Source organism: Methylobacterium sp. Ger2507 (assembly GCF_055231875.1).
In genome coordinates, this window is the sequence record NZ_JBUYVC010000001.1 from 2,662,794 (window position 1) to 2,682,231 (window position 19,438).

14 protein-coding genes and 1 pseudogene are annotated in these 19,438 nt (G+C 68.2%); 10 read left to right on the forward strand and 5 right to left on the reverse strand.

All coding sequences use genetic code 11. From position 1 onward, the window contains the following. Positions 1-125 precede the first annotated feature (125 nt). Entirely contained in the window at positions 126-2,207 is a 2,082-nt protein-coding gene (locus ACV7NL_RS12350; RefSeq protein WP_463355826.1) for a TonB-dependent receptor, read from the reverse strand. A 766-nt stretch (positions 2,208-2,973) separates the two neighbouring features. Between ACV7NL_RS12350 and ACV7NL_RS12355 the strand changes: the two genes are divergently transcribed. From ACV7NL_RS12355 to ACV7NL_RS12375, 5 genes are all read left to right on the forward strand, one after another. Beyond that, entirely contained in the window at positions 2,974-3,456 is a 483-nt protein-coding gene (locus ACV7NL_RS12355) for an N-acetyltransferase family protein (protein WP_463357113.1), read from the forward strand. Between the two features lie 49 nt (positions 3,457-3,505). After that, positions 3,506-3,772 carry a ferredoxin gene (locus ACV7NL_RS12360; protein WP_463355827.1) on the forward strand — a complete coding sequence of 89 codons (267 nt, stop codon included), beginning with the start codon at positions 3,506-3,508 and terminating at the stop codon, positions 3,770-3,772. Then, positions 3,769-5,061 (forward strand): NAD(P)/FAD-dependent oxidoreductase, encoded by a 1,293-nt coding sequence (locus ACV7NL_RS12365; RefSeq protein WP_463355828.1) that lies wholly within the window; start codon positions 3,769-3,771, stop codon positions 5,059-5,061. The genes ACV7NL_RS12360 and ACV7NL_RS12365 overlap by 4 nt, the downstream gene beginning before the upstream one ends. Then, a complete protein-coding gene (locus tag ACV7NL_RS12370; protein WP_056479817.1) occupies positions 5,058-6,302 on the forward strand; it encodes a cytochrome P450 in 1,245 nt (414 codons plus the stop codon). The genes ACV7NL_RS12365 and ACV7NL_RS12370 overlap by 4 nt, the downstream gene beginning before the upstream one ends. 156 nt (positions 6,303-6,458) lie before the next feature. Further along, a complete protein-coding gene (locus ACV7NL_RS12375; protein WP_463355829.1) occupies positions 6,459-8,456 on the forward strand; it encodes a methyl-accepting chemotaxis protein in 1,998 nt (665 codons plus the stop codon). 699 nt (positions 8,457-9,155) lie between these two features. On the opposite strand, the gene ACV7NL_RS12380 is transcribed toward ACV7NL_RS12375, so the two are convergent. After that, positions 9,156-10,268, reverse strand: a complete 1,113-nt coding sequence (locus ACV7NL_RS12380; protein ID WP_463355830.1) for an acyltransferase family protein — start codon at positions 10,266-10,268, stop codon at positions 9,156-9,158. Between the two features lie 280 nt (positions 10,269-10,548). Here ACV7NL_RS12380 and ACV7NL_RS12385 point away from each other — a divergent pair, with 280 nt between their 5' ends. Continuing rightward, the gene (locus tag ACV7NL_RS12385) at positions 10,549-11,145 is read left to right on the forward strand and encodes an AprI/Inh family metalloprotease inhibitor (RefSeq protein ID WP_056180395.1); all 597 of its coding nucleotides are present in this window, start codon (positions 10,549-10,551) and stop codon (positions 11,143-11,145) included. A 139-nt stretch (positions 11,146-11,284) separates the two neighbouring features. Here the strand turns inward: ACV7NL_RS12385 and ACV7NL_RS12390 are convergent, their stop codons facing one another. Next, on the reverse strand, positions 11,285-12,568 hold the full coding sequence (locus ACV7NL_RS12390; protein ID WP_463355831.1) for an outer membrane beta-barrel protein: 1,284 nt from the start codon (positions 12,566-12,568) through the stop codon (positions 11,285-11,287). Positions 12,569-13,271: 703 nt separating this feature from the next. On the opposite strand from ACV7NL_RS12390, the gene ACV7NL_RS12395 reads away from it, so the two are divergent. Further along, on the forward strand, positions 13,272-14,300 hold the full coding sequence (locus ACV7NL_RS12395; RefSeq protein ID WP_463355832.1) for a KpsF/GutQ family sugar-phosphate isomerase: 1,029 nt from the start codon (positions 13,272-13,274) through the stop codon (positions 14,298-14,300). A gap of 4 nt (positions 14,301-14,304) precedes the next feature. Here the strand turns inward: ACV7NL_RS12395 and ACV7NL_RS12400 are convergent, their stop codons facing one another. Then, a complete protein-coding gene (locus ACV7NL_RS12400) occupies positions 14,305-15,393 on the reverse strand; it encodes a glycosyltransferase family 61 protein (RefSeq protein WP_463355833.1) in 1,089 nt (362 codons plus the stop codon). 161 nt (positions 15,394-15,554) lie between these two features. On the opposite strand from ACV7NL_RS12400, the gene mutL reads away from it, so the two are divergent. Further along, on the forward strand, positions 15,555-17,504 hold the full coding sequence (mutL, locus tag ACV7NL_RS12405) for a DNA mismatch repair endonuclease MutL (protein ID WP_463355834.1): 1,950 nt from the start codon (positions 15,555-15,557) through the stop codon (positions 17,502-17,504). Here the strand turns inward: mutL and ACV7NL_RS12410 are convergent. Next, positions 17,504-18,379, reverse strand: a pseudogene (locus ACV7NL_RS12410) (IS630 family transposase); the annotation flags it as partial. The gene mutL and the pseudogene ACV7NL_RS12410 sit on opposite strands and share 1 nt — an antisense overlap. Before the next feature lie 476 nt (positions 18,380-18,855). Between ACV7NL_RS12410 and ACV7NL_RS12415 the strand changes: the two are divergent. Beyond that, positions 18,856-19,152, forward strand: a complete 297-nt coding sequence (locus tag ACV7NL_RS12415) for a toll/interleukin-1 receptor domain-containing protein (protein ID WP_463357114.1) — start codon at positions 18,856-18,858, stop codon at positions 19,150-19,152. Continuing rightward, positions 19,046-19,438, forward strand: coding sequence for a hypothetical protein (locus ACV7NL_RS12420; RefSeq protein WP_463355835.1), 393 nt, complete (start codon positions 19,046-19,048; stop codon positions 19,436-19,438). Before ACV7NL_RS12415 ends, ACV7NL_RS12420 begins: the two co-directional genes overlap by 107 nt.

Below are 19,438 nucleotides of genomic sequence, written 5' to 3' on the forward strand. Positions count from 1 at the left end.
CCCAGGACACGGGGTCGTGCGGGGTTGGGTTCTTCTAGCACGCCCGCGTCGACACGTCGGCCTTTATCTTCGCGTGTCCAGGTTGAGACCAAGACCGGCGGAAGAAGGCCATTACAAGAGGGCCGTCAGAACCGGGCGGTCAGGAACAGCCTGACGTTGCGGCCCGGCAGCAGGATCTCGTCCTTCTTGAACGAGGCCGAGTTGCGGATGCGATCGTCGAGCAGGTTGCGGCCTTGGAGGCCGAGGGTCACCTCGCTCATGCCGTAGAGGCGCGGATCGAGGGGCTTGGTGTAGCTGACCTCCGCCCGAAGGTCGTCGTAGCCGGGCGTGACGGTCTCGATCGGGGCGATCTCGGTATGGGCGAAGGCATGGAGCAGGTTCACCCGGGCGAACCAGCCGTCGGCCCGCACGAACAGACCGCCGCCGAGGCGGTGGGGCGGGATGCGCGGCACGAAGGTGCCGTCGTCGAACTGGGCACGCACGAAATCATACTGCGCGTCGAGGCCGGCAAAACCGTTGCCCACCCGGATCAGGTCGAGCTGCGCGCCGATCTCGGCGCCGTAGAAGGTGGCGTTGCGCTGAGAGTAGACGATCTGCTGCAACTCGTCGTCGCTGCCGCACGAGGCGAAATCGTCGCCGCAGCGAGTGCCGGTATCGCGCTTGTAGATGAACCCGGTGTAGCGGGTGAAGTAGCCGGTCGCGTCGAGGCGCAGCGGCCCCTCGGCCCGGCGGATGCTGGCTTCCACCGTGCGGGCCAGCTCCTTCTTCAGAGTCGAGCTGCCGATCTCGAAGGTCTCGGTCGCGTCGTGCGCGCCGCGCGAATAGAGTTCGTAAGCGGTCGGCGCCCGCTCGACGAACGAGCCGTTGACGCTCGCCACGAAGCCGTAAGGCAGGTCCTGCAGGACGCCGAAGCTAGCGCTCTTCGGGGCGAACTTGCGGCGGCGCCCGAAGGCCTGGGGCTCTTCGCCCTCCACCGGCAGGTAGTCGCCGGGGAACGCCGTGGCGGTGCCGGTGGCGCGGTCGCCCTCGATGCGGCCGGCTGCCTGGAAGCGCAGGCCGCCGCCCACCGCCAGTTCCTCGAACAGGTAGACGGCATTGCTGCGGGAATCGGTCGGGGCCAGCAACCCGCCGGCCTCGCCGGCCGTCCCGAGGGTGCGCCGGCCGGCCTGAAGACCGAGGGCGCCCGTGAGTGTACCGAACGGCAGGGCGACGGGCACGTGCTGGAGCTCGACCCGCCCCTCCGCCTCGCGGTTCTTGAAGGTGGCCTGGATGCCGTCGACCCCGTTCTCGCCGATGCCGATCTCGTCATGGCGATAGATCGACCCGCCGAGCCAGAAGCGCACGGCCACGATCGGTCCCTCGACGGGGCGGTACTCGCCCCGGGCCAGCAGGCGGTCCTGACGCGGATCGAGGCGCGTGCGGCTCTCGACGGCGTCGCCGCCGGGGATCTGATAGACCGCGTCGTAATGACTGTAGGACAGGCCGACGAAGCCGCGCTCGCCGATGAACGACATGCCGACCGCGCCGCCCTGGCTCTCGTTGGCCGAGTTGCGCTGAATGCCGCCCGGAATGGCGTAGCTGTCGGCGGCGGTGCGGAAGCCGTCGGCATGGACCGCGACGTTGCCCGATCCGCCATCCACCGTCACGGCGGCGAGGCGGCCATTGTCCACCGAGGAGTAGCCGGTGGTGGCCGAGCCCGACACGCCGTTGGCTGGAATGTAGGTCGGCACCCGGTTGTTCTCGGCGCTGACCACGCCGCCGATCGCCTGCGAGCCGAAGCGCAGGGAGGCCGGCCCGCGGATCACCTCGATGCGGTTGGCCACCAGCGGGTTGATCGGGACGCCGTGATCCTCGCCGAGTTCGGAGACGTCCTGGATGCCGACGCCGTTCTCCTGGATACGGACCCGGTTGTTGTCGAGGCCGCGGATGATCGGGCGGTTGGCCGCGCCGGGCGCGTAGCTCGTGCCCGAGATGCCGGGCCGGTCGAACAGGGCGTCGCCCAGGGTGCGCGGTTGGTCGCGGGCGATCTGCTCGGCCGTCACGACCGTGACCGGCGAGAAGGTGTTGGTGACGACGGGCAGCACGCCGATGGGCGGCCCGGAGACGGGACCCGTCACGGGACGGGTCACGATCGGGCTCGGCGAGGTGACGCTGAGTTCTTCCAGGGTCGCCTGCGCCTGCTGCGCGCCGGCCGGCTGAACCGTCATCCCGGCTCCCGCCAGCATCGCGCCGGCCAGAACTGTCCTTGATCGCTGAACGCGCATCTCGCCTCACACACAAACGTTATAATGTTTCGTGGCCGAAGTGTAATAGTATTACAATCGCGATGTCGCAGCCCGCCGCGCTTGGCCGCTCGGTGTGGCACGGACGCATCACCGTGACGCATCGGTCTCTCGGATCACGGACGTGGCCCGACCGATCGTCGCGGACGGTTTGGTGTGCCGTGCCCGTTTCCCGTTCGGATGACCCGATCGACACTGTTCTGACGAGGCGACCGTCGATCAGGACAGTGGGATGCAGGTCATTTCCAAGTGACTTCGAGGCGCACCGGCTCCCCTTCTGTTGGAAGCTATTCTTGGTAGGCTGTTCTTGGCAGGCTATTCTTGGCAGGCTTCCGGATTGGCAACTCCGCGTCTTCAAGAGCTCGACGCGTCCCTCTCCCCCCTGTGGGGAGAGGTTAGGAGTGGGGGTGGCTCCGCTGGCCTCGCCGCCTGAAGGTCAACCAAACATCTCCACCGCCTCCCCATAAGCTCGACGGATCTCAGGCTTACCCCCAATCCACCGGGGAGGAGACCCCGCAGACATGCCAGCCCTTTTCGCCTGCACCCGCATCCGAGGCGTTCACGCGGAACCGGTATCGGCCCGGTCGCAGCTGGTTTCCTGCCGCATCGTGGCGATCGAGGGCCGTCCGCGAGCGCGGCCGATCTGCCCACTGCATTCCTGACCACCCCACCTGGAGCCCGCGCGATGACGATCACGATCCGACCGGCCGGCCCCGCCGATGCCGACGTCGTCTGGGCGATCCTCGAACCGACGATCCGCGCCGGCGAGACCTACGCGCTGCCCCGCGACGGCAGCCGGGCGGCGATGCTGGCCTACTGGTTCGCACCCGCCCACCGGGTTCTGGTCGCCGAAGCGGAGGGCGATGTCCTCGGCACCTACACCCTACGAGCGAATCAGGCGGGCGGGGGAGACCACGTGGCCAATGCGAGTTTCATGACCCGGCCCGACGCCACCGGGCGCGGCGTTGCCCGGACCATGGGCGCCCACGCCCTCGACACCGCCCGTGCCGCCGGCTTTACCGCGATGCAGTTCAACTTCGTGGTGGCCACCAACACCCGCGCGGTCGCCCTGTGGACGAGCCTCGGCTTTGCCGAGGTCGGTCGCCTGCCGGGGGTGTTCCGGCACCCGGATCTCGGCCTGGTCGATGCCCTGGTGATGCACCGCGTCCTGTAACCACGCCCCCGGGGCGGAACCCCGGCCGGGTCGGGTCCATTGCGCAAGCATGACCGACGCGCCCGAACCCGCAGCCTCCCCGCCCGATGCCCGCCATTCCGCCGGCGGACTCCGGGTCACGGTCGATCTCAACCTCTGCCAGGCCTATGCCCAGTGCTGCTATGCGGCGCCGGACCATTTCGTGTTGAAGGGCCGCGAGGCCCTGCACTACGATCCCGCCCCGTCCGCCGGGGCCCGCGACGACATCGAGCGCGCCCGCATCGCCTGCCCGGTCCAGGCCATCCGCGTCGAGGATGCCGGGGCTGCCCGTCGATGAGCGATACCGAGACGCGGGTCGTGGTGGTGGGCGCCTCGCTCGCCGGCCTTCGCGGCGCCGAGGCCCTGCGGGAGGCGGGCTTCGCCGGCCCCCTCACCATCGTGGGGGCCGAACCCCATCGCCCCTATGACCGGCCGCCCCTGTCGAAGGCCGTGCTCACCGGCGAGGTCGCCGCCGACGCCACGACCCTGCCGAACCTCGTCGCCCTCGAGGCCGACTGGCGCCTCGGCGCTCCCGCCACGCATCTCGACCGGACTCGCCGGCTCCTCACCCTGGCGAGCGGCGAGACCCTGCCCTACGACCGTCTCCTGATCGCCACCGGCGCCTCGGCCCGGCCCTGGCGCGATTCCGCGCAGGCAGCATTCCGGGGCGTCCACACCCTACGGGGCCGCGACGAGGCAGAGGCCCTGCGGCGCGATCTCGCCGCCGGCCCCGGCCACGTCCTGATCATCGGCGGCGGCTTCATCGGCTGCGAGGTCGCGGCCGCGTGCCGGACCCTCGGCCTGCCGGTCACCCTGGCGGAGACCGGGCCGACCCTGCTCGCCCGGGTGCTCGGCCAGCATCTCGGCGCAGTGGTGGGCGCCCTGCACGAGCGCCTCGGCACCACCCTGCGCAGCGGGGTGAAGGTCGAGGCCCTGGAGGATGACGGCACCGGCCGCGTCGTGCGCGCCCGCCTTGAGGACGGCAGCGTCATCGCGGCGGACGTGGTGGTGGTGGCCCTCGGAGCGGTGCGAAACACCGCCTGGCTCGAAGGCTCGGGCCTCGCCTTCGACGCGGGCGGGATCGATTGCGACGCGCAGGGCTACGTCCTCGACGCGGCAGACGCGCCCGACCCCCGCATCGCGGCGGCGGGCGACGTCGCCCGCTTCCCCCACCCGCTCTATCCCGGCCGCCGCATCGCCCTCGAGCATTGGGGCCATGCCGTCGCGCAAGGGCGCCATGCCGGGCGCCTGCTCGCCGGGCTTGCGCCCGAGCCCTATCGCGACGTCCCCGCCTTCTGGTCGAGTCAGGGCGGGATCACGCTCAAGTCGGTGGGACTCACCGAGGGCGCCGACGGGTTCTGCATCGCCCGCGGCAGCCTGAAGGAGGGCCGCTTCCTGGCGGTCTACGGCCGCGAAGGCCGCTGCATCGCCGCCGTGGCGTTCGACTGCGCCCGCTGGCTCCCGGCCTATGCGGACCTGATCGCCGAGGGCGCGCCGTTCCCGCCGGAGCCCACCGGCGTCGATGCCGGCCCCTTCACCGTGCTGCCGCCCGACTTCCCGGAACCCGCCCGCAAGGATCGGTCATGACCGACGACACCCTGTTCGCGCGGATCAAGGACGAGGCCAACCGGCCCGACCCCTATCCGCTGTTCGCGCAGCTGCGCACCTGCCCGGTCTCGCGCCAGGAGGACGGCACCTATGTGGCCGCCACCCACGCGGCGATCACGCGTCTGCTGCACGATCCGCGGGTGAGTTCGGAGACGCTGCCGCCGGCCGACCGGCCCAAGACCGGCAACCCCTTCAAGGACTGGCTGGTCAAGCCGGTGCGCGACCACCTCACCGACACCCACCGGCCCTTCATCTTCCGCGATCCGCCGGACCACGACTGCCTGCGGGCGGCGGTGATGCAGCAATTCACCCCGGAGCGGGTCCAGGCGATGCGGGCACGCTCGCATGTGCTGGTCGACGAGATCCTCGACAAGCTCGGCGATGCCACCAGCATCGATATCGTCGACGACCTCGCCTATCCGCTGCCCGTCACGGTGATCTGCGAACTTCTCGGCATCCCGCCCTCGGACGAGGAGCGCTTCCACGGCTGGGCGACGCAGCTCGCCACCGCTCTGGAGCCCGACACCCTCCAGGACGACGCATTGCGGGCCGAGAACAGCCGGACCTTCGATGCCATTTCCGAATACATGCAGGGCCTGATCGCCGAGAAGCGCAAGGACCCGCAGGACGACATGCTGTCGGGGTTGGCGACGGAAGGCGTCGACGGCCGCCCGCGCATGAGTGATTTCGACCTCATCGCCACCGCCATCCTGATGCTGGTCGCCGGCCACGAGACCACGGTGAACCTCATCACCAACGGCATGCTGACCCTGCTGCGCCACCCGGACGAGCTGCGCCGCCTGCGCGAGGACCCCACCCGCGCGCCCCGCGTGGTCGAGGAGTTGCTGCGCTTCGAGCCCCCGGTCCAGTTCCGGACCCGCACGACCCTGTGCCCGATCACGCAGGACGGGGTCACCATCCCGGAAGGCGCGCCCCTGGTGCTGCTGCTCGCCTCCGGCAATCGCGACCCGGCGGTCTATGCCGAGCCGGAGCGCTTCGACCCGGACCGCACCGACAACCGCCATCTCGGCTTCGGCGGCAGCCTGCATTACTGCGTCGGAGCCCCGCTGGCCCGCTTCGAGGTCGAGGCTGCCCTGGTGGCGCTCGCCCGGCGCCTGAAGAACCCGCGCCTGACCGCCGATCCGCCGCCCTACCGGTCGGGCTCGGCCCTGCGCGGCCCGAAGCACCTGCGCCTCGCCATCGACGGCATCGCCCCGTAGGAGAACCCGGCACGAGGCCATCGCGAAGATCAGGCGGGAACTATAGGCAAAGGTCCATGACAATTACATATTAAAATACTGATCCTTTAACTGAATTTTACGGGCTATATTGTATAGAAGGTCTCACGAAGAAATCTTGCACCGTGAGACTCTGCCATGAAGTTCGGTATTCGCACCCGCCTGTATGCCGGCTTCGGCACGCTGATGGTCATCATCGGCGTTCTGGGCATTGCCTCGAATCACCAGCTTGCCCAGCTCACCGACCAGTACGGGCGCCGCAACCGGGTCGAGGCGAATACCCGCAACATCTACACCGTCACGGGCCTGACCGACCGATTCATCGCCCAGACGCTCGAGTACAAGGCCACGGCCAAGCCGGACATCCTGGTCGCCCTCGAACAGACTCGCCAGAAGATCGTCGAGACCGGCGACTTGGTGATGGGGAACACAATCTCGGAAGAGCGCCGGAAGCTCTATGCCCAGATGCCGGATGGTGGCCGGAGTCTGGGGCAGGACGTCGTCCGATTGGGGACGAGTGGTGCCACCCTGGCCGAGACCCGGACCCGCCTGTTCGACGGGGGCAACGTGCTGAGCCGCCTGAGTCAGGACCTGCTGAAGGACATCCGCGCCAACGGTAGCGCGGCCCAGATCAGCCAGGCCCAGACGTTCGAGAGCGCGATCCTTCTGACGCGGATGTCGAACTGGCGCTTCCTGGCGACGCTCGACCCCAAGGGTCCGGCGACCTTTGCGGAGAACGCCCGGAAAGCCGTGGCCGCCGGCAAGGCGTTGCGGGGCCTCGATCCCGACCAGGCGTTCACCGTGGCGATCGCCCGCACCGAGACCGCGCTGAACACCTATGTCGAGGCGTTCCAGGAGGCCGCCAAGGCCATGGAGGAGAGCCGGGTCCAGTTCGAGCAGAGCATCAAGCCGAAGATTGCCGCCATCGAGGCCGCCGGCGTCAAGGCCCACGCCGTGACCAACGCGCGGATGAAGGAGATCACCGCGATGACCGAGGCGACCGTGGCTCTCAGTGAGCGGGTGCAGTGGGTTCTGATCACGGTGGCGCTGATCCTGGGTGGCGGCATGGCCTTCGTGATCACCCGCAGCCTGATCCAGCCGATCGCCGGGATGACCCACGCCATGAGCCGCCTTGCCGCCGGAGAGACCGAGGTCATCGTGCCGTCGCAGGACGCCACCGACGAGATGGGCGAAATGGCCAAGGCCGTCGACGTGTTCCGGCGGAACGCGATCGCCCGTCGCGACCTGGAAGCGCAACAGGTCGCCGAGCAATCCGCCCGTCAGCGCCGAGCCGACCGCGTCGACGAACTGGTGCAGGGCTTCGAGCGGACGATCGGGGATTCCATCGGCATCGTCACCGCCGCCTCCACCGAACTCGACGCCACCGCCCGGTCCATGACCAGCGTGGCCGATGCGACCAGCACCCGGGCGATCGCCTCCAGCGCGGCGGCCGAGCAAACCTCCGCCAACGTGCAGACCGTCGCCTCCGCGGCCGAGGAGATGGTGGCCTCGCTGCAGGAGATCGATCGCCAGGTGAAGCAGTCGAACGTGGTGGCCGCCGCCGCGACCCGGGACGCGCAGGCGACGGACGTGACGATGGCCCGGCTGACCGAGGCCGCAGACCGGATCGGCGAGGCGGTGACGATGATCTCCAGCATCGCCGGCCAGACCAACCTGCTGGCGCTGAACGCCACCATCGAGGCGGCCCGCGCCGGTGAGGCGGGACGCGGTTTCGCCGTGGTCGCCGCGGAGGTCAAGGAACTCGCCGGCCAGACCGCCCGAGCCACCAGCGAGATCGGCGGACACATCACGGCGATCCAGCAGGCGACCGGCGAGGCCGTCGCGGCGATCCGGCAGATCAGCCAGACCATCGTGTCGGTCAACACCATCACTGGCTCCATCGCGACGACCGTGGTCGAGCAGACCGCCGCCACGGGCGAGATCTCCCGCAACGCCATCGAAGCCGCCCGTGGCACCCAGGACGTCTCGATGAACGTGGCCGGGGTGCTGGCCTCGGCCGGCGAGACCGGCTCCGCCGCGCAGCAGGTGATGATGGCGGCCGGGGAACTCTCGACGCAGTCTGTGAACGTCCAGCGCGAGGTCGCGACGTTCCTCCAGGCCATCCGGGCGGCCTGACCGGGACACGTCTCCATCGAACGCCGCGGCGCGAAAACACTGCGGCGGCCCGGAAGCCCTGCGGCGGAACGCCGAGGAACCCACCCTTCGCCCCAGCCGAACCGCCGAGGTGGCGGCACGCCGGGGCCGTTCGGCCGTACCGATCCTGATCCGAACGGGAACCCGATGGCCGGACGAACGGAGATGCGCGCGATCGATGCCGGACCCCGCATCGCGTTGCCTGTCCTCGCGGGAGTTCGGACCGGTCCGACCCGTTCTTCACCGCAGCCGGCGTCGTTCATGCGCCATCCGCCGACATCTCGCAGGATCGTGCTGAAGCCGGACGAACCTGTCTTGGAGACGACGGCAGATCTCCTCTGACGGCGAGCAGGTCATTGGACGTTACGGACCGTCAATCCCTGGGACGGGCGGTCGGGCAATCGGCTCCGCCCCTTCGTCCCAATTGATACGCGTTGTCCGCCGTATCGCCGGACGGGGAACGAACCCGGTCGCGCGAACGGCCGGACGGTTTCGCTCGGGTTTGGATGTTGGTTGCGGGGCAGGGAAGCTGGTGCGGGGCAGGGGAGCCGCATCAGGTCGGGATGCGGGACGTGTGAGCCACCCCGACCCGAGGAAGGCGGCAGACCGGGCGTCGACCCCTTCCACGGCGCCGGGCTGTCAATGGACCTGGGCTTCGATCTCGCTCCGATCCGGTCCCGCTCAGGGTTCCGAACGACCGAGGGCGGGTGCCGGTGCGGCGACGGGCGCGGGCTGCTCGATGATGCGGCGGGTGATGGTGCGCCCGAGGTCGATGGCGGGCGCTTCGATCCAGCGATAGACCAGGGCCGCCACCGCGACGGTGGCCAGAGCGGTCGCGCCCGCGAACAGGTGGATCGGGATCACCGCCTCATATCCGGCGAGCGCGTGCTCCAGCACGACCTGCACCACCGGCCCGAACAGGTAGATCGAATAGCTGATGGCGCCGAGATAGACGAAGACCCGGCCCTCGATCCGCAGCCCGACGCTCAGGAGCCAGAACAGCGCCATCGCGAGCCAATAGGTGATCGTGTACTTCATCCAGTTCTCCTGGAAGCCCATGTCCCGCCCGTAGGCGAGCACCGACACCAGGGGCACCGCGCAGACCAGCGCCCCCGTGACCAGGGCCAAGGCCCCGCCCCAGCCCGGGCGCCGCTCGAAGACATGGTAGCGCAGGCACAACCCCCACAGCATGACCGCCAGCGCGAGGGGAACCGCCACCGGGACCTTGCGCTGGAGGTGATAGCGCAAGCCAGCCAGCACCACGGCGGCGGCGATCATCAGAAGGGTGGTGGCGACGACGCTGCCGCGCCGGTCGAGGTGACCCATGGCGAACAGGGCGACACACAGGCCGTAGAAGATCAGCTCGATCTGCAGGGTCCAATACAGGCCGATGATGTTCTCGACCCCGACGAATTGCTGCAGCATCGTGATGTTGGCCGGGACCAGGAGAGCCGGAATGTCCCGCCCGGCCCAGACGAACAGCACCAGCAGGCCGCACGGGATCGACAGCCAATAGGCGGGATAGAGGCGGAAGAACCGCGAGATCGCGAAGGCCAGGATCGGCCGGCGGCTCGGCTTGAACAGCGAGAACGGCACCACGAAGCCCGAGACCGCGAAGAACATCGTCACGGCGATCTTGCCGAGGTCGAGCCACTCCGTGAGCCCGGCCAGGGCGGCCTGCTCGGCGGGAAACGGCCCGAGCCGGGTCTTCAGCCCGAACTCGACGGTGTGCGCGTAGATCACAGCCAGCGCGGCGAGGCCGCGAATCGAATCGATGCTGTGGAGGCGGCGCATGGCGGACGCGAGTGTTGCGCCCCCGAGATTGAGGACTGCGCGAGGCTTGCAGGTGGCACCCGCCGAGACAAGGCGCATCCGTCCGCGTGGTAAATGGCGCACGGGATTCCGCGGTTCGTCCTGAGGCACGAGCGCCACACCGGGCGGCAAATGTCGGGCCCTCCCGGTAAAACCCGTGCCCGCCCCCTTGGGCGCCTTGCCGCCAGCGCAATTGACGGTGACGCAGGCCATAACGCGGGGCCTCGGCCCCGACCCCGCTCCCCTTCGGATTTTGCCATCGATGCCGCGTTCGCTCCTGTCGACAGCCGCCATTCTCGCACTCGCCGCCGGCCTCGGCGCCTGTGCCTCGCAGCGCCTCGAAGGCCCCGTGCGCGGTCGGGCCGCGCCCGGTCCCCAGGCCGCCCTCGAGCCGATCGCCCCGGCCATGCCGTCCGGACCCGTCACCTCCGAGCCGCTGGCCCCGCCGCCGGGCGCCTCGGCCTCACCGGCCGACTTTCCGCCGCCGGTCGGCGCCAACGTCGCGGTCGCCCCCTCGACGCCGGTGATCGCGCCCGACCCGACGCCCGTCGCGCCACTGCCGCCGCCGGTGGTCGCCAGCGGCAGATCCTCGGTGGTCGGAACCTGGAACGCCAAGGACGCCACCGGCGCCAGCTGCAAGGTCTCGCTGTCGAGCGCCCCCGCCCTCGACCTCTACAAGGCCAGCGCCTCGGGCTGCCCGAACAAGGACCTGTCCAAGGTCACGGCCTGGGATTATCGCGACGGCGAGGTCTACCTGTACCAGCCGGGCGGCACCGTCGCGGCCCGTTTGCGCCAGGGTGGCGCAGCCCTCGACGGCGCACTTTCGAAATCCGGCGCCTCCCTCGCGATGGTGCGCTGACCGGCCGTGACCGCGACACGACCCTGCGGGTATTCCAAGGTCCGGAACACCCGTCAGGTCCGTCACCGCGACGCGTCGCTTCGGTATACAAAGGCCCGAAACGCGCGTCGCGTCCGTCACTCCGGACGCGGCATCGCCGCTAGGGATTGACCCGCAGGCCGAGCAGGAACGTGTTGGCGTGGAAGCTCGATCCCGCCGATGAGCTGTCCAGTCGCTGATAGATGTAGCTGCCGCGCATCGCCAGCCAGCGATTGAAGCGATAGTCGAGGCGCGCCGTCGCCGAGAATCCGCGCTCGGTGATATTCACCCTGTCGTAGTCGTTCGACAGATACGTGATCCCGCCGATGAGCGAGAGATTGCGCAGGAGGTCGTGTTGGACTTCCAGGGTTGCGGTTTGTGTAAGAACTCCGCTCGAACCCGGCACCGACGTCTCGATGACGCCCGTGGCTGCATTGAGCCGCACCGTGGTGAGCGGGCTCGCGCTCCAGATCAGCGCCGCGTTCACGACCGGCGCCGTCAGGTCGCGCAGGGACGGGTCGACATAGGTCCGGTGCTGCAATCCGCCCGAGATTTCGCCGGTCACGAAACGGGTCAGCGCAAAGGTCGCGCCGCCCGCTAAGGTCACGCCATCGGAGTCGCGGCGAATTCCCGAGGAATCCACCCGTAGATCGTAGACGCGGGTATCGGCCAGGACATCAACGAACGGCGTGATGACTGGCGAGATCTCGTATCCGGCCCGAAGTTGCAGGCCGTACTGGTTCAGGTTGCGGTCGCTCTGACGCACGATGGTGCCGTCGGACAGTTGCGCATCCTCGAATTCGGACCGGTCGAGCAGGCCGCGCACCGACACCTGCACCCGGTTGAAGCGCTCGGTGACGCCGAGCGTGGTGCCGTAGCTCGCAATCAGCGGCCGGGTTGCCGTCGCGGCCGCCAGGTCGGGGGTGCCAGTGCGTTGTGTTTCCAGGAGAAAACGGCCCTCGACATCGATCCGCGTATCGCGGTTCGCGTCGATCCGCAGCCGGGTCACGCCCGACCCGTTGGGGCGGCTCGCTCCCTCATTATCGGGGAAATCGACATAGCCCCCCCGCAAATCGCCAGTGAGTTCGCTCGACGACCAGTCGCTCCGGAAGCTCACCTCACCGTCCGTCCGCAGCGCCAGAGACGGCCTGGCCAGGCGGTTGGTGATCTGGTCGGGGTTGGTGTCGTAACCAATGCTCTGCTGCAGAGCGGGCAGGATCGTGAAGGTGCCGAACTTGATACCGAGCGGCGCGTAGGCCTCGTCGATGGTAATCGGCCGGCGCAAAGCCGTCGACAGGAAGAACCCCGGCGTCTGCACGCCGGCCAGGGGGAGCAGCGTCGGCAGCGGCACCCCGCTGACGGCGCTGCGCACCACCGGCGTCAGGCGCAGGTCGTAGCTCGGCACCTGCGTGATCGATCGGACCGGACGGACGGTGGCGCTTCCGAACCGGCGTGGCGGAATCGCTCGAAGTTTCAGGATGTTGGTCGGGCCGCGATTGTTGGCCCCATTCGTCCCGCCGGACGCGATGGCGCTGCCCGAACGGCTGCCGGTCAAGGCGCGCGTGGCGAGCCCGCCACTGCCGGCCCCGTCGTCGGTGGCGCTGCCGTTGCTGTTCAGGACGCCGCTACCCGAGATCGTGCTGCCGCGCAGGCCGGAATTGAGGGGCAGCACGTCGCCCACATTGGCCGTTCCAGACGCGCTGTCGGGGGCCCCCGACGGCAGGGTCTGCGCCGCAGCCGCCAAGGGGAGGAGTATCAAGAGGGCAGCCAGCGCGAAGCCCGAGCCTCGAACGCGCCATCCTGAAATCGGCCCTGCACCTGTCACGGATCGACGTCTTTCCGCTGACCTTCGCGCCGGATACGGCGCTTCGAGACGAGGACCGCCGGCGGGACCGCCTGGCGGGCGGTCCGTGGCCACGCTTGGCGTGTGCGGCCCGGCACCATGGTTAAGAGGGCTACAACGAGCACGGTTAATGGCCCGTCAACGCAGGCGGCCAGACCCGCATAGGCCCATCGGAGTCGCCATCCGACCACAATCGCTGTTCATAGCCAGCCTACACCGTCGCGGCTCACGCGCGCGCGATCAGACCAGAAGGATACGGGCCGGGATGGCTCCAGCAGACACCGCCTTGGCCGCGCGCCATCCCATCGACGCCGCCGGGAGCTCCCCGTCTGCCGCCGTGGCCTCCGCCCTGCGCACCATCGAGACTGAACGCGACGGTCTCGCCTGCCTGATGGACTCGATCGGCAACGGGCTCGGCGACGCCTTCACGGCGGCGGTCTCGCGAATCGCGCGGGCGCAGGGTCGCGCCATCCTGACGGGCATGGGCAAATCCGGCCATATCGGGCGCAAGATCGCCGCGACACTGGCCTCCACCGGGACCCCGGCGCTCTACGTGCATCCAGCCGAGGCGAGCCACGGCGATCTCGGCATGATCCAGCCGGAGGATGTCGTCGTGGCCTTGTCGTGGTCGGGTGAAACCACGGAACTCGCCGACATCATCGGTTACGCGCGGCGATACCGGGTCGGCCTCATCGCCATTACGGCCAATGCGGGATCCACCCTCGGCCGCGAAGCCGACATTTGCCTGACGCTGCCGAAGGCGCGCGAGGCTTGCCCGAACGGCCTTGCCCCAACGACCTCCACGGCGATGCAGCTGGCGCTCGGCGACGCGCTCGCGATCGCTCTTCTGGAGGCGCGCGGATTCTCGGCACGAGAATTCGGCATCTATCATCCGGGCGGACGCCTAGGAGCCTCCCTGCGACAAGTCCGGGAGGTGATGCACAGTGGCTCGCAGTTACCAGTGGTCGCACGCGGGACATCCATGCGCGCCGCCATTGCCGAGATCGACGCCAAGGGCTTTGGATCGGTGCTTGTGGTCGAGGCCGACGGTCGGCTCGCCGGGATCGTCACCGACGGCGACCTGCGCCGCAACGTGTTCCGCAGTGACCTCGACAGTCTTGCGGTCGAGGCCCTGATGAGCGGCAGGCCCCGCACCATCGCGCCCGAGACACTCCTGGCGAAGGCGCTCGAAATTCAGGAATCGATGAAGATCACCGCGCTGATCGTTGTTGAGAACGAGCGCCCGGTCGGCCTTGTGCACTACCACGACCTCCTGCGCTCGGGCGTTGCCTGACTGATCAGATCTGCCGCCGAAGCCAGCGCCCGACCCGCTGGAGGGGCGATACCCGTCCGGCATGCCGTCGGACCGCGTCCTCCTCCGCATCCCGGGTATCAAGGGTATCGAAGGCCCGCGCGCGTGCCAGCATTTCGACGGCGACGGCGGTCGGATCTGGCAGGGACCAGTCAAAGTGGAACCCAGCCTCTTCACCTGTTTCAGCGCCGATGGCGGAGTAGTAGCGCGCCTGGGTTCCGTTCAGGGCATCGAGGAGCAGGAAGTTGGCGTTGATATGCGCCGCCCAGTTCAGGCCGAGAATGCGCCGGCCCGGCGCAGCAAAGACAGCAGCGTGGAAGGCCGACCCTGCCGTCCCGAGCACCATGCGCCGCTCGGATAGCAGGCGCACGAGTTGGGACAGGCGCAGACTCTCCGGATAGACGATGTCGACGCCTCCGCGCTCCAGCGCCTCGCATAGGACCTGCTCGTTGCGAAGGCGCGAGATTCCGGTGCCCAGACGCGTTTTGGACAGGTAGACGGGTCGCGATTCTGTATCGACCAGGGCCGGGTCCCAGAAAGGCTGTCCGACGAAGCGCGCCAGGGTGCCGTGCACGTCGTGGACGAAGTCCTGCTCGCGTAAGCTCGGCCCAGGCACCATGAGGCGCGGAATGCGGGTCGGCCGCTCGAACGTCGCGAGATCGTCGAGCGTCATGTCGAACCGGGAGAGAATCTCGATCAGGAAGGGCAGCGCCGCCCAGGTCTCGCGCCGTATTTCAGGTGGCCCGAGCGGATGACACAGTAGGCGCGGCTTCGGGCCGTCCCAGGTGAGGAGCGGCCACAGTCGTGCAAAGGTGCCAAAGAGGAAGTGGCCATAATGGGTGATCAGCGGTCCGACGTAGAGAGTTGGTCGATCCTCCGCACAATCGGTGACCTCCGATACGACCGGTTCGCCACTCGCCTCGATCGTGTTTCCGGCAGCATCGAGCAGGCCCCAGCGGCCGTCGGCGGTCACGGGTTGATACACGGCATCGGTGACGACCCGAAGGCTGGGAAGGGCGTCACGATGCTCCGTCCGCCCCCAGACCGTACGGCAACGCTGAAGTGTCACACTCATGGATGGACCGGACCTTAAGGCTGAGACCTTGAAGGCATCGGTCCGGCAGCCTCGCCACGGTCCGACAGACACTTCATGGTACCGAATAGCTATGGGGCACGAGGGCTCGGTTCAAAGACGACCTTTCGGGCAGGTCCTTGTACACCTATAGTTTCTCCCACATGTCCGCGCCGCTTCGTCCTGTCCGCCGCCTCGATCCGATTCTCGTCGACCGCATCGCAGCGGGCGAAGTGGTTGAACGCCCTGCCTCGGCCGTCAAGGAACTCGTCGAGAATGCCATCGATGCCGGTGCGCGCAGCATCGAGGTGACGATTGAGGCCGGCGGACGGCGGCTCATCCGCGTCGTCGATGACGGCGCGGGCATGAGCGCCGACGACTTGGCTCTTGCGGTGGAGCGCCATGCCACATCAAAACTCCCGGGCGGCGATCTGACCCGTATCGAGACGCTCGGATTCCGCGGCGAAGCGCTGCCCTCGATCGGCGCCGTCGCCCGCCTGACGCTGACGAGTCGCACGGTCGAGGCCGAAACTGGCGCCACCCTGACTGTGGATGCCGGCGTGAAGGGCGAGGTTCGGCCGGCACCGAGCGCGCGCGGAACCCGCATCGAGGTAGTAGACCTGTTTTCCGCCACCCCGGCGCGCCTGAAGTTCCTCAAATCCGACCGGGCCGAGACGACGGCGATCGGCGATATCCTACGCCGGCTTGCTGTGGCGCAGCCGCAGATCCGTCTGGCGTTGCGCTCGGAATCTGGGACACCGGCGGTCTTCCCAGCGGAGGCCGAGACCGGTCCGGCCGCGACGCTGCGGCGGCTTACCGCGGTGTTTGGGACTGATTTCGGCACGAATTCGCTGGTCCTCGACATGGCGCGCGAAGGCTTTGCCCTGTCGGGCCATATCGGCCTTCCGAGCTACCATCGCGGGGCGGCCAACCAGATCCACTTCACCGTCAACGGCCGCCCGGTTCGTGACCGGCTCCTGCTTGGTGCCGTTCGGGGTGCCTACGCGGATACCATGAGTTCGGATCGGCATCCTGTCCTGGCACTTACGATCCGGTGCGATCCGGCCCTGGTCGACGTCAACGTGCATCCGGCTAAGACAGAGGTACGCTTTCGCGACCCCGGCCTGATCCGAGGACTGATCGTCAGCGCGATTCATGAAACGCTGCGGCAGGCAGGCCTACGCGGTTCGACCACAAGCGCTGCCCGAACCCTTGACGCGCTGCGCCCGGCGAGCCTCCAGGTTCATACGGGCGCGAGCCCATATCCGGTACCAAGCCCGAGCCAAGCCCGAGGACTTCCGTCCTTCGCGGCTCCGATTGGCTACCGCCAGGGCTCGTACCAGTCCGAAGCCTTCACGGGGTTCGGGGAAACGCCCCAAACGCTGATCGACGAAGCGCCTGCGGCCCAACGCAGCGGCCCAACTCAGGCTCAGTTCGCTGATGATTTCGCGGCGCCCTCGGCCGATCTGCACCGGGAGGCAGAGTTGCCCGAGACAGTCGGGCATCCGCTCGGCGCGGCGCGGGCGCAACTGCACGAAACTTACATCGTCGCCCAGACCGCCGACGGATTGGTGCTGGTGGATCAGCATGCAGCGCATGAGCGGCTCGTCTACGAGCGTCTGAAGCGCGAGCGGGCGCTTGGCGGCATTGCCCGCCAGGGCTTGCTTATTCCTGATGTGGTGGAGATGGCGCCGGGCGATGCGGAGCGTCTGGTTGCGGCGGCACCCGACCTAGACCGACTCGGCCTCACCCTGGAAGCTTTCGGTACCGGTGCGGTCTTGGTGCGCGAGGTACCGGCGGCCCTGGTGAATGCCTCGATCCGCGGTCTCGTCACCGATATCCTCGATGCGATGACCGAGAGCGGGCTTGAAGACAGCAGTCCCGACGGAACCGATGGCAGCGGTGGCCCCCTCGGGCGGCGCCTCGACGCGATCCTGTCACGTATGAGTTGTCACGGCTCGATCCGAGCCGGGCGCCGCCTCCGCCCAGAGGAGATGAACGCCCTGCTGCGCGAGATGGAGGCGACGCCGCTGGCAGGCACCTGCAATCATGGCCGCCCGACCTTTGTGGAGTTGAAGCTCCACGACATCGAGCGGCTGTTCGGCCGGCGTTAGTTTGCGGACGTCGGTGTGAAATGAAGGTGCCAACGCTGACGCTTCACCAGCCAGTCGTGGATCAGCCTGGTTTTGTGGGTAGCCGCGTTGTCGAGCACGAGGTGCACGTCGAGATCGCCTGGGACGGCCGCCTCGATCCGATCGAGGAAGTCGCGGAACTCGATCGAACGATGCCGGCCTATGCAGTGGCCGGTCACCGTCCCGGCCTGGACGTCGAGGGCGGCGAACAGGTCGGTTGTACCCTGGCGACGATCATCGTGAGTTCGGCGCTCCGGCTGGCCGGGCCGCATCGGCAGCACGGGGGCCGTGCCCGTCAGCGCTTGGATCTGCGGCTTCTCGTCGACGCACAGCACCACGGCACGATGCGGCGGAGCCATGTAGAGGCCGACCACGTCCCGGACCTTGTCGACGAAGGCGGGATCGGTCGAAAGCTTGAAGGTGTCGGTCTTGTGCGGCTGCAGCCCGAAGGCACGCCAGACCCGCGAGACCATGCTCTGGCTCATGCCGACCCGCCGGGCCATGGCGCGGGTCGACCAGTGGGTGGCGTTCTCTGGCTGGCTCTCCAGCGTAAGGGTGACCATCCCTTCGATGGCCGTGTCCGTGACGGCACGTGGCGCACCGGAGCGAGGCAGGTCGACGAGGCCGTCGAGGCGATGGGCGAGGAAACGGGCGCGCCCCGTTGTGACGCTCATCCGGCTGACGCCGAGATCACGGGCAACGCCACTGTTGGTCGATCCCGGCTCAGCGCAGGCCAGCACGATCCGCGCGCGCTAAGCCAAGGCTTGGCCGACCTTGCGACGGCGGACGAGCCCCACTAGGCGCGTGCGCTCGTCCTCGGTCAGATGGAGAGGAGCAGGTTTTGGACCACGGGCCATGGGTCACCTCCATGCGGACATCCCCGACACATAGGTGCAAGCTCAAAATCTGAAACCGTACTTCTAACTCAGACCACTAGGGAGGACCTGGCGGAAGGTTCATAGGCATCGGGGACTGCGCGCCCGGTTCAGGTCCCCGAAGCGGTCCAGCCACCGCGACCAGCGAAGTCGCACAACAGCGTAAACCGGCTATCACCTTGCGCATCAACAGCTTTTATTGGAACAAAACGGGAGCGCGCAGCCTATCCTGGACCTTGGCCATCGGGCTCGGAGGCATCATGGCCGCGCGAAAACGTACCACGACTGGCACGAGCCCTGCCGTGGCGGGTCCGCGTAAAGCCTCTGCGCCCAAGGACCAGGCAGCGGCCAAGGCCAGCGGGCGGACACCGGCCGGCAAGCCCGAAGTCCGGATCTTCGTTTCCTAGTCCCACTTCGACGCAGCCGCCCGCACCAAGCTCGAAACCCATCTGGCCCCGCTGCTCAGAGACGGGGTCCGCACTTGGTTCGATGGAAACATCGACCCGGGCGACGAACTCGACGCGAGCATCTCCCGCGCCTTGAAAAACGCGCACGTCCTCGTTGCGCTACTTAGCCCGGAATACATCTCAAGCCGATATTGTCAGATGGAGTACGAGTGGGCGATGGCCCGACGGGGAAAAGGGAACCATGCGGGTCGTCGCCGTTGTGGTACGGCTATGCGGTCGGAAGGAAACGAAGGCCGCCGGGTTCAAGCTTCTCCCCGAAGACGGGCGCTCGGTCCTCGCATGGCGTAGCGCCGACGCGGCTTTCCTCGACGTCGCTCAGGGCATTTGCAAGCTGGTGAAGACCCTTCGTGCCGAGATGGCCGCGGGACCAGCGAAACCTGTGCGGGTCATCCCGAACGCCAAAGTGGCAGCGAAGACGAACCATTCGCCGGCCGCGGTGAAGGCGAAGCCGCCAGCCAAGGCGAAGACCACACCGGCGAAGCCAAAGGCTGGTCAGCCCAAGGTCGCGTCAAAGAAGGCGATGACGCCAACGAAAACGATCCCTCGAAAACGCCCGGCCTCGAAAACCCGTTGA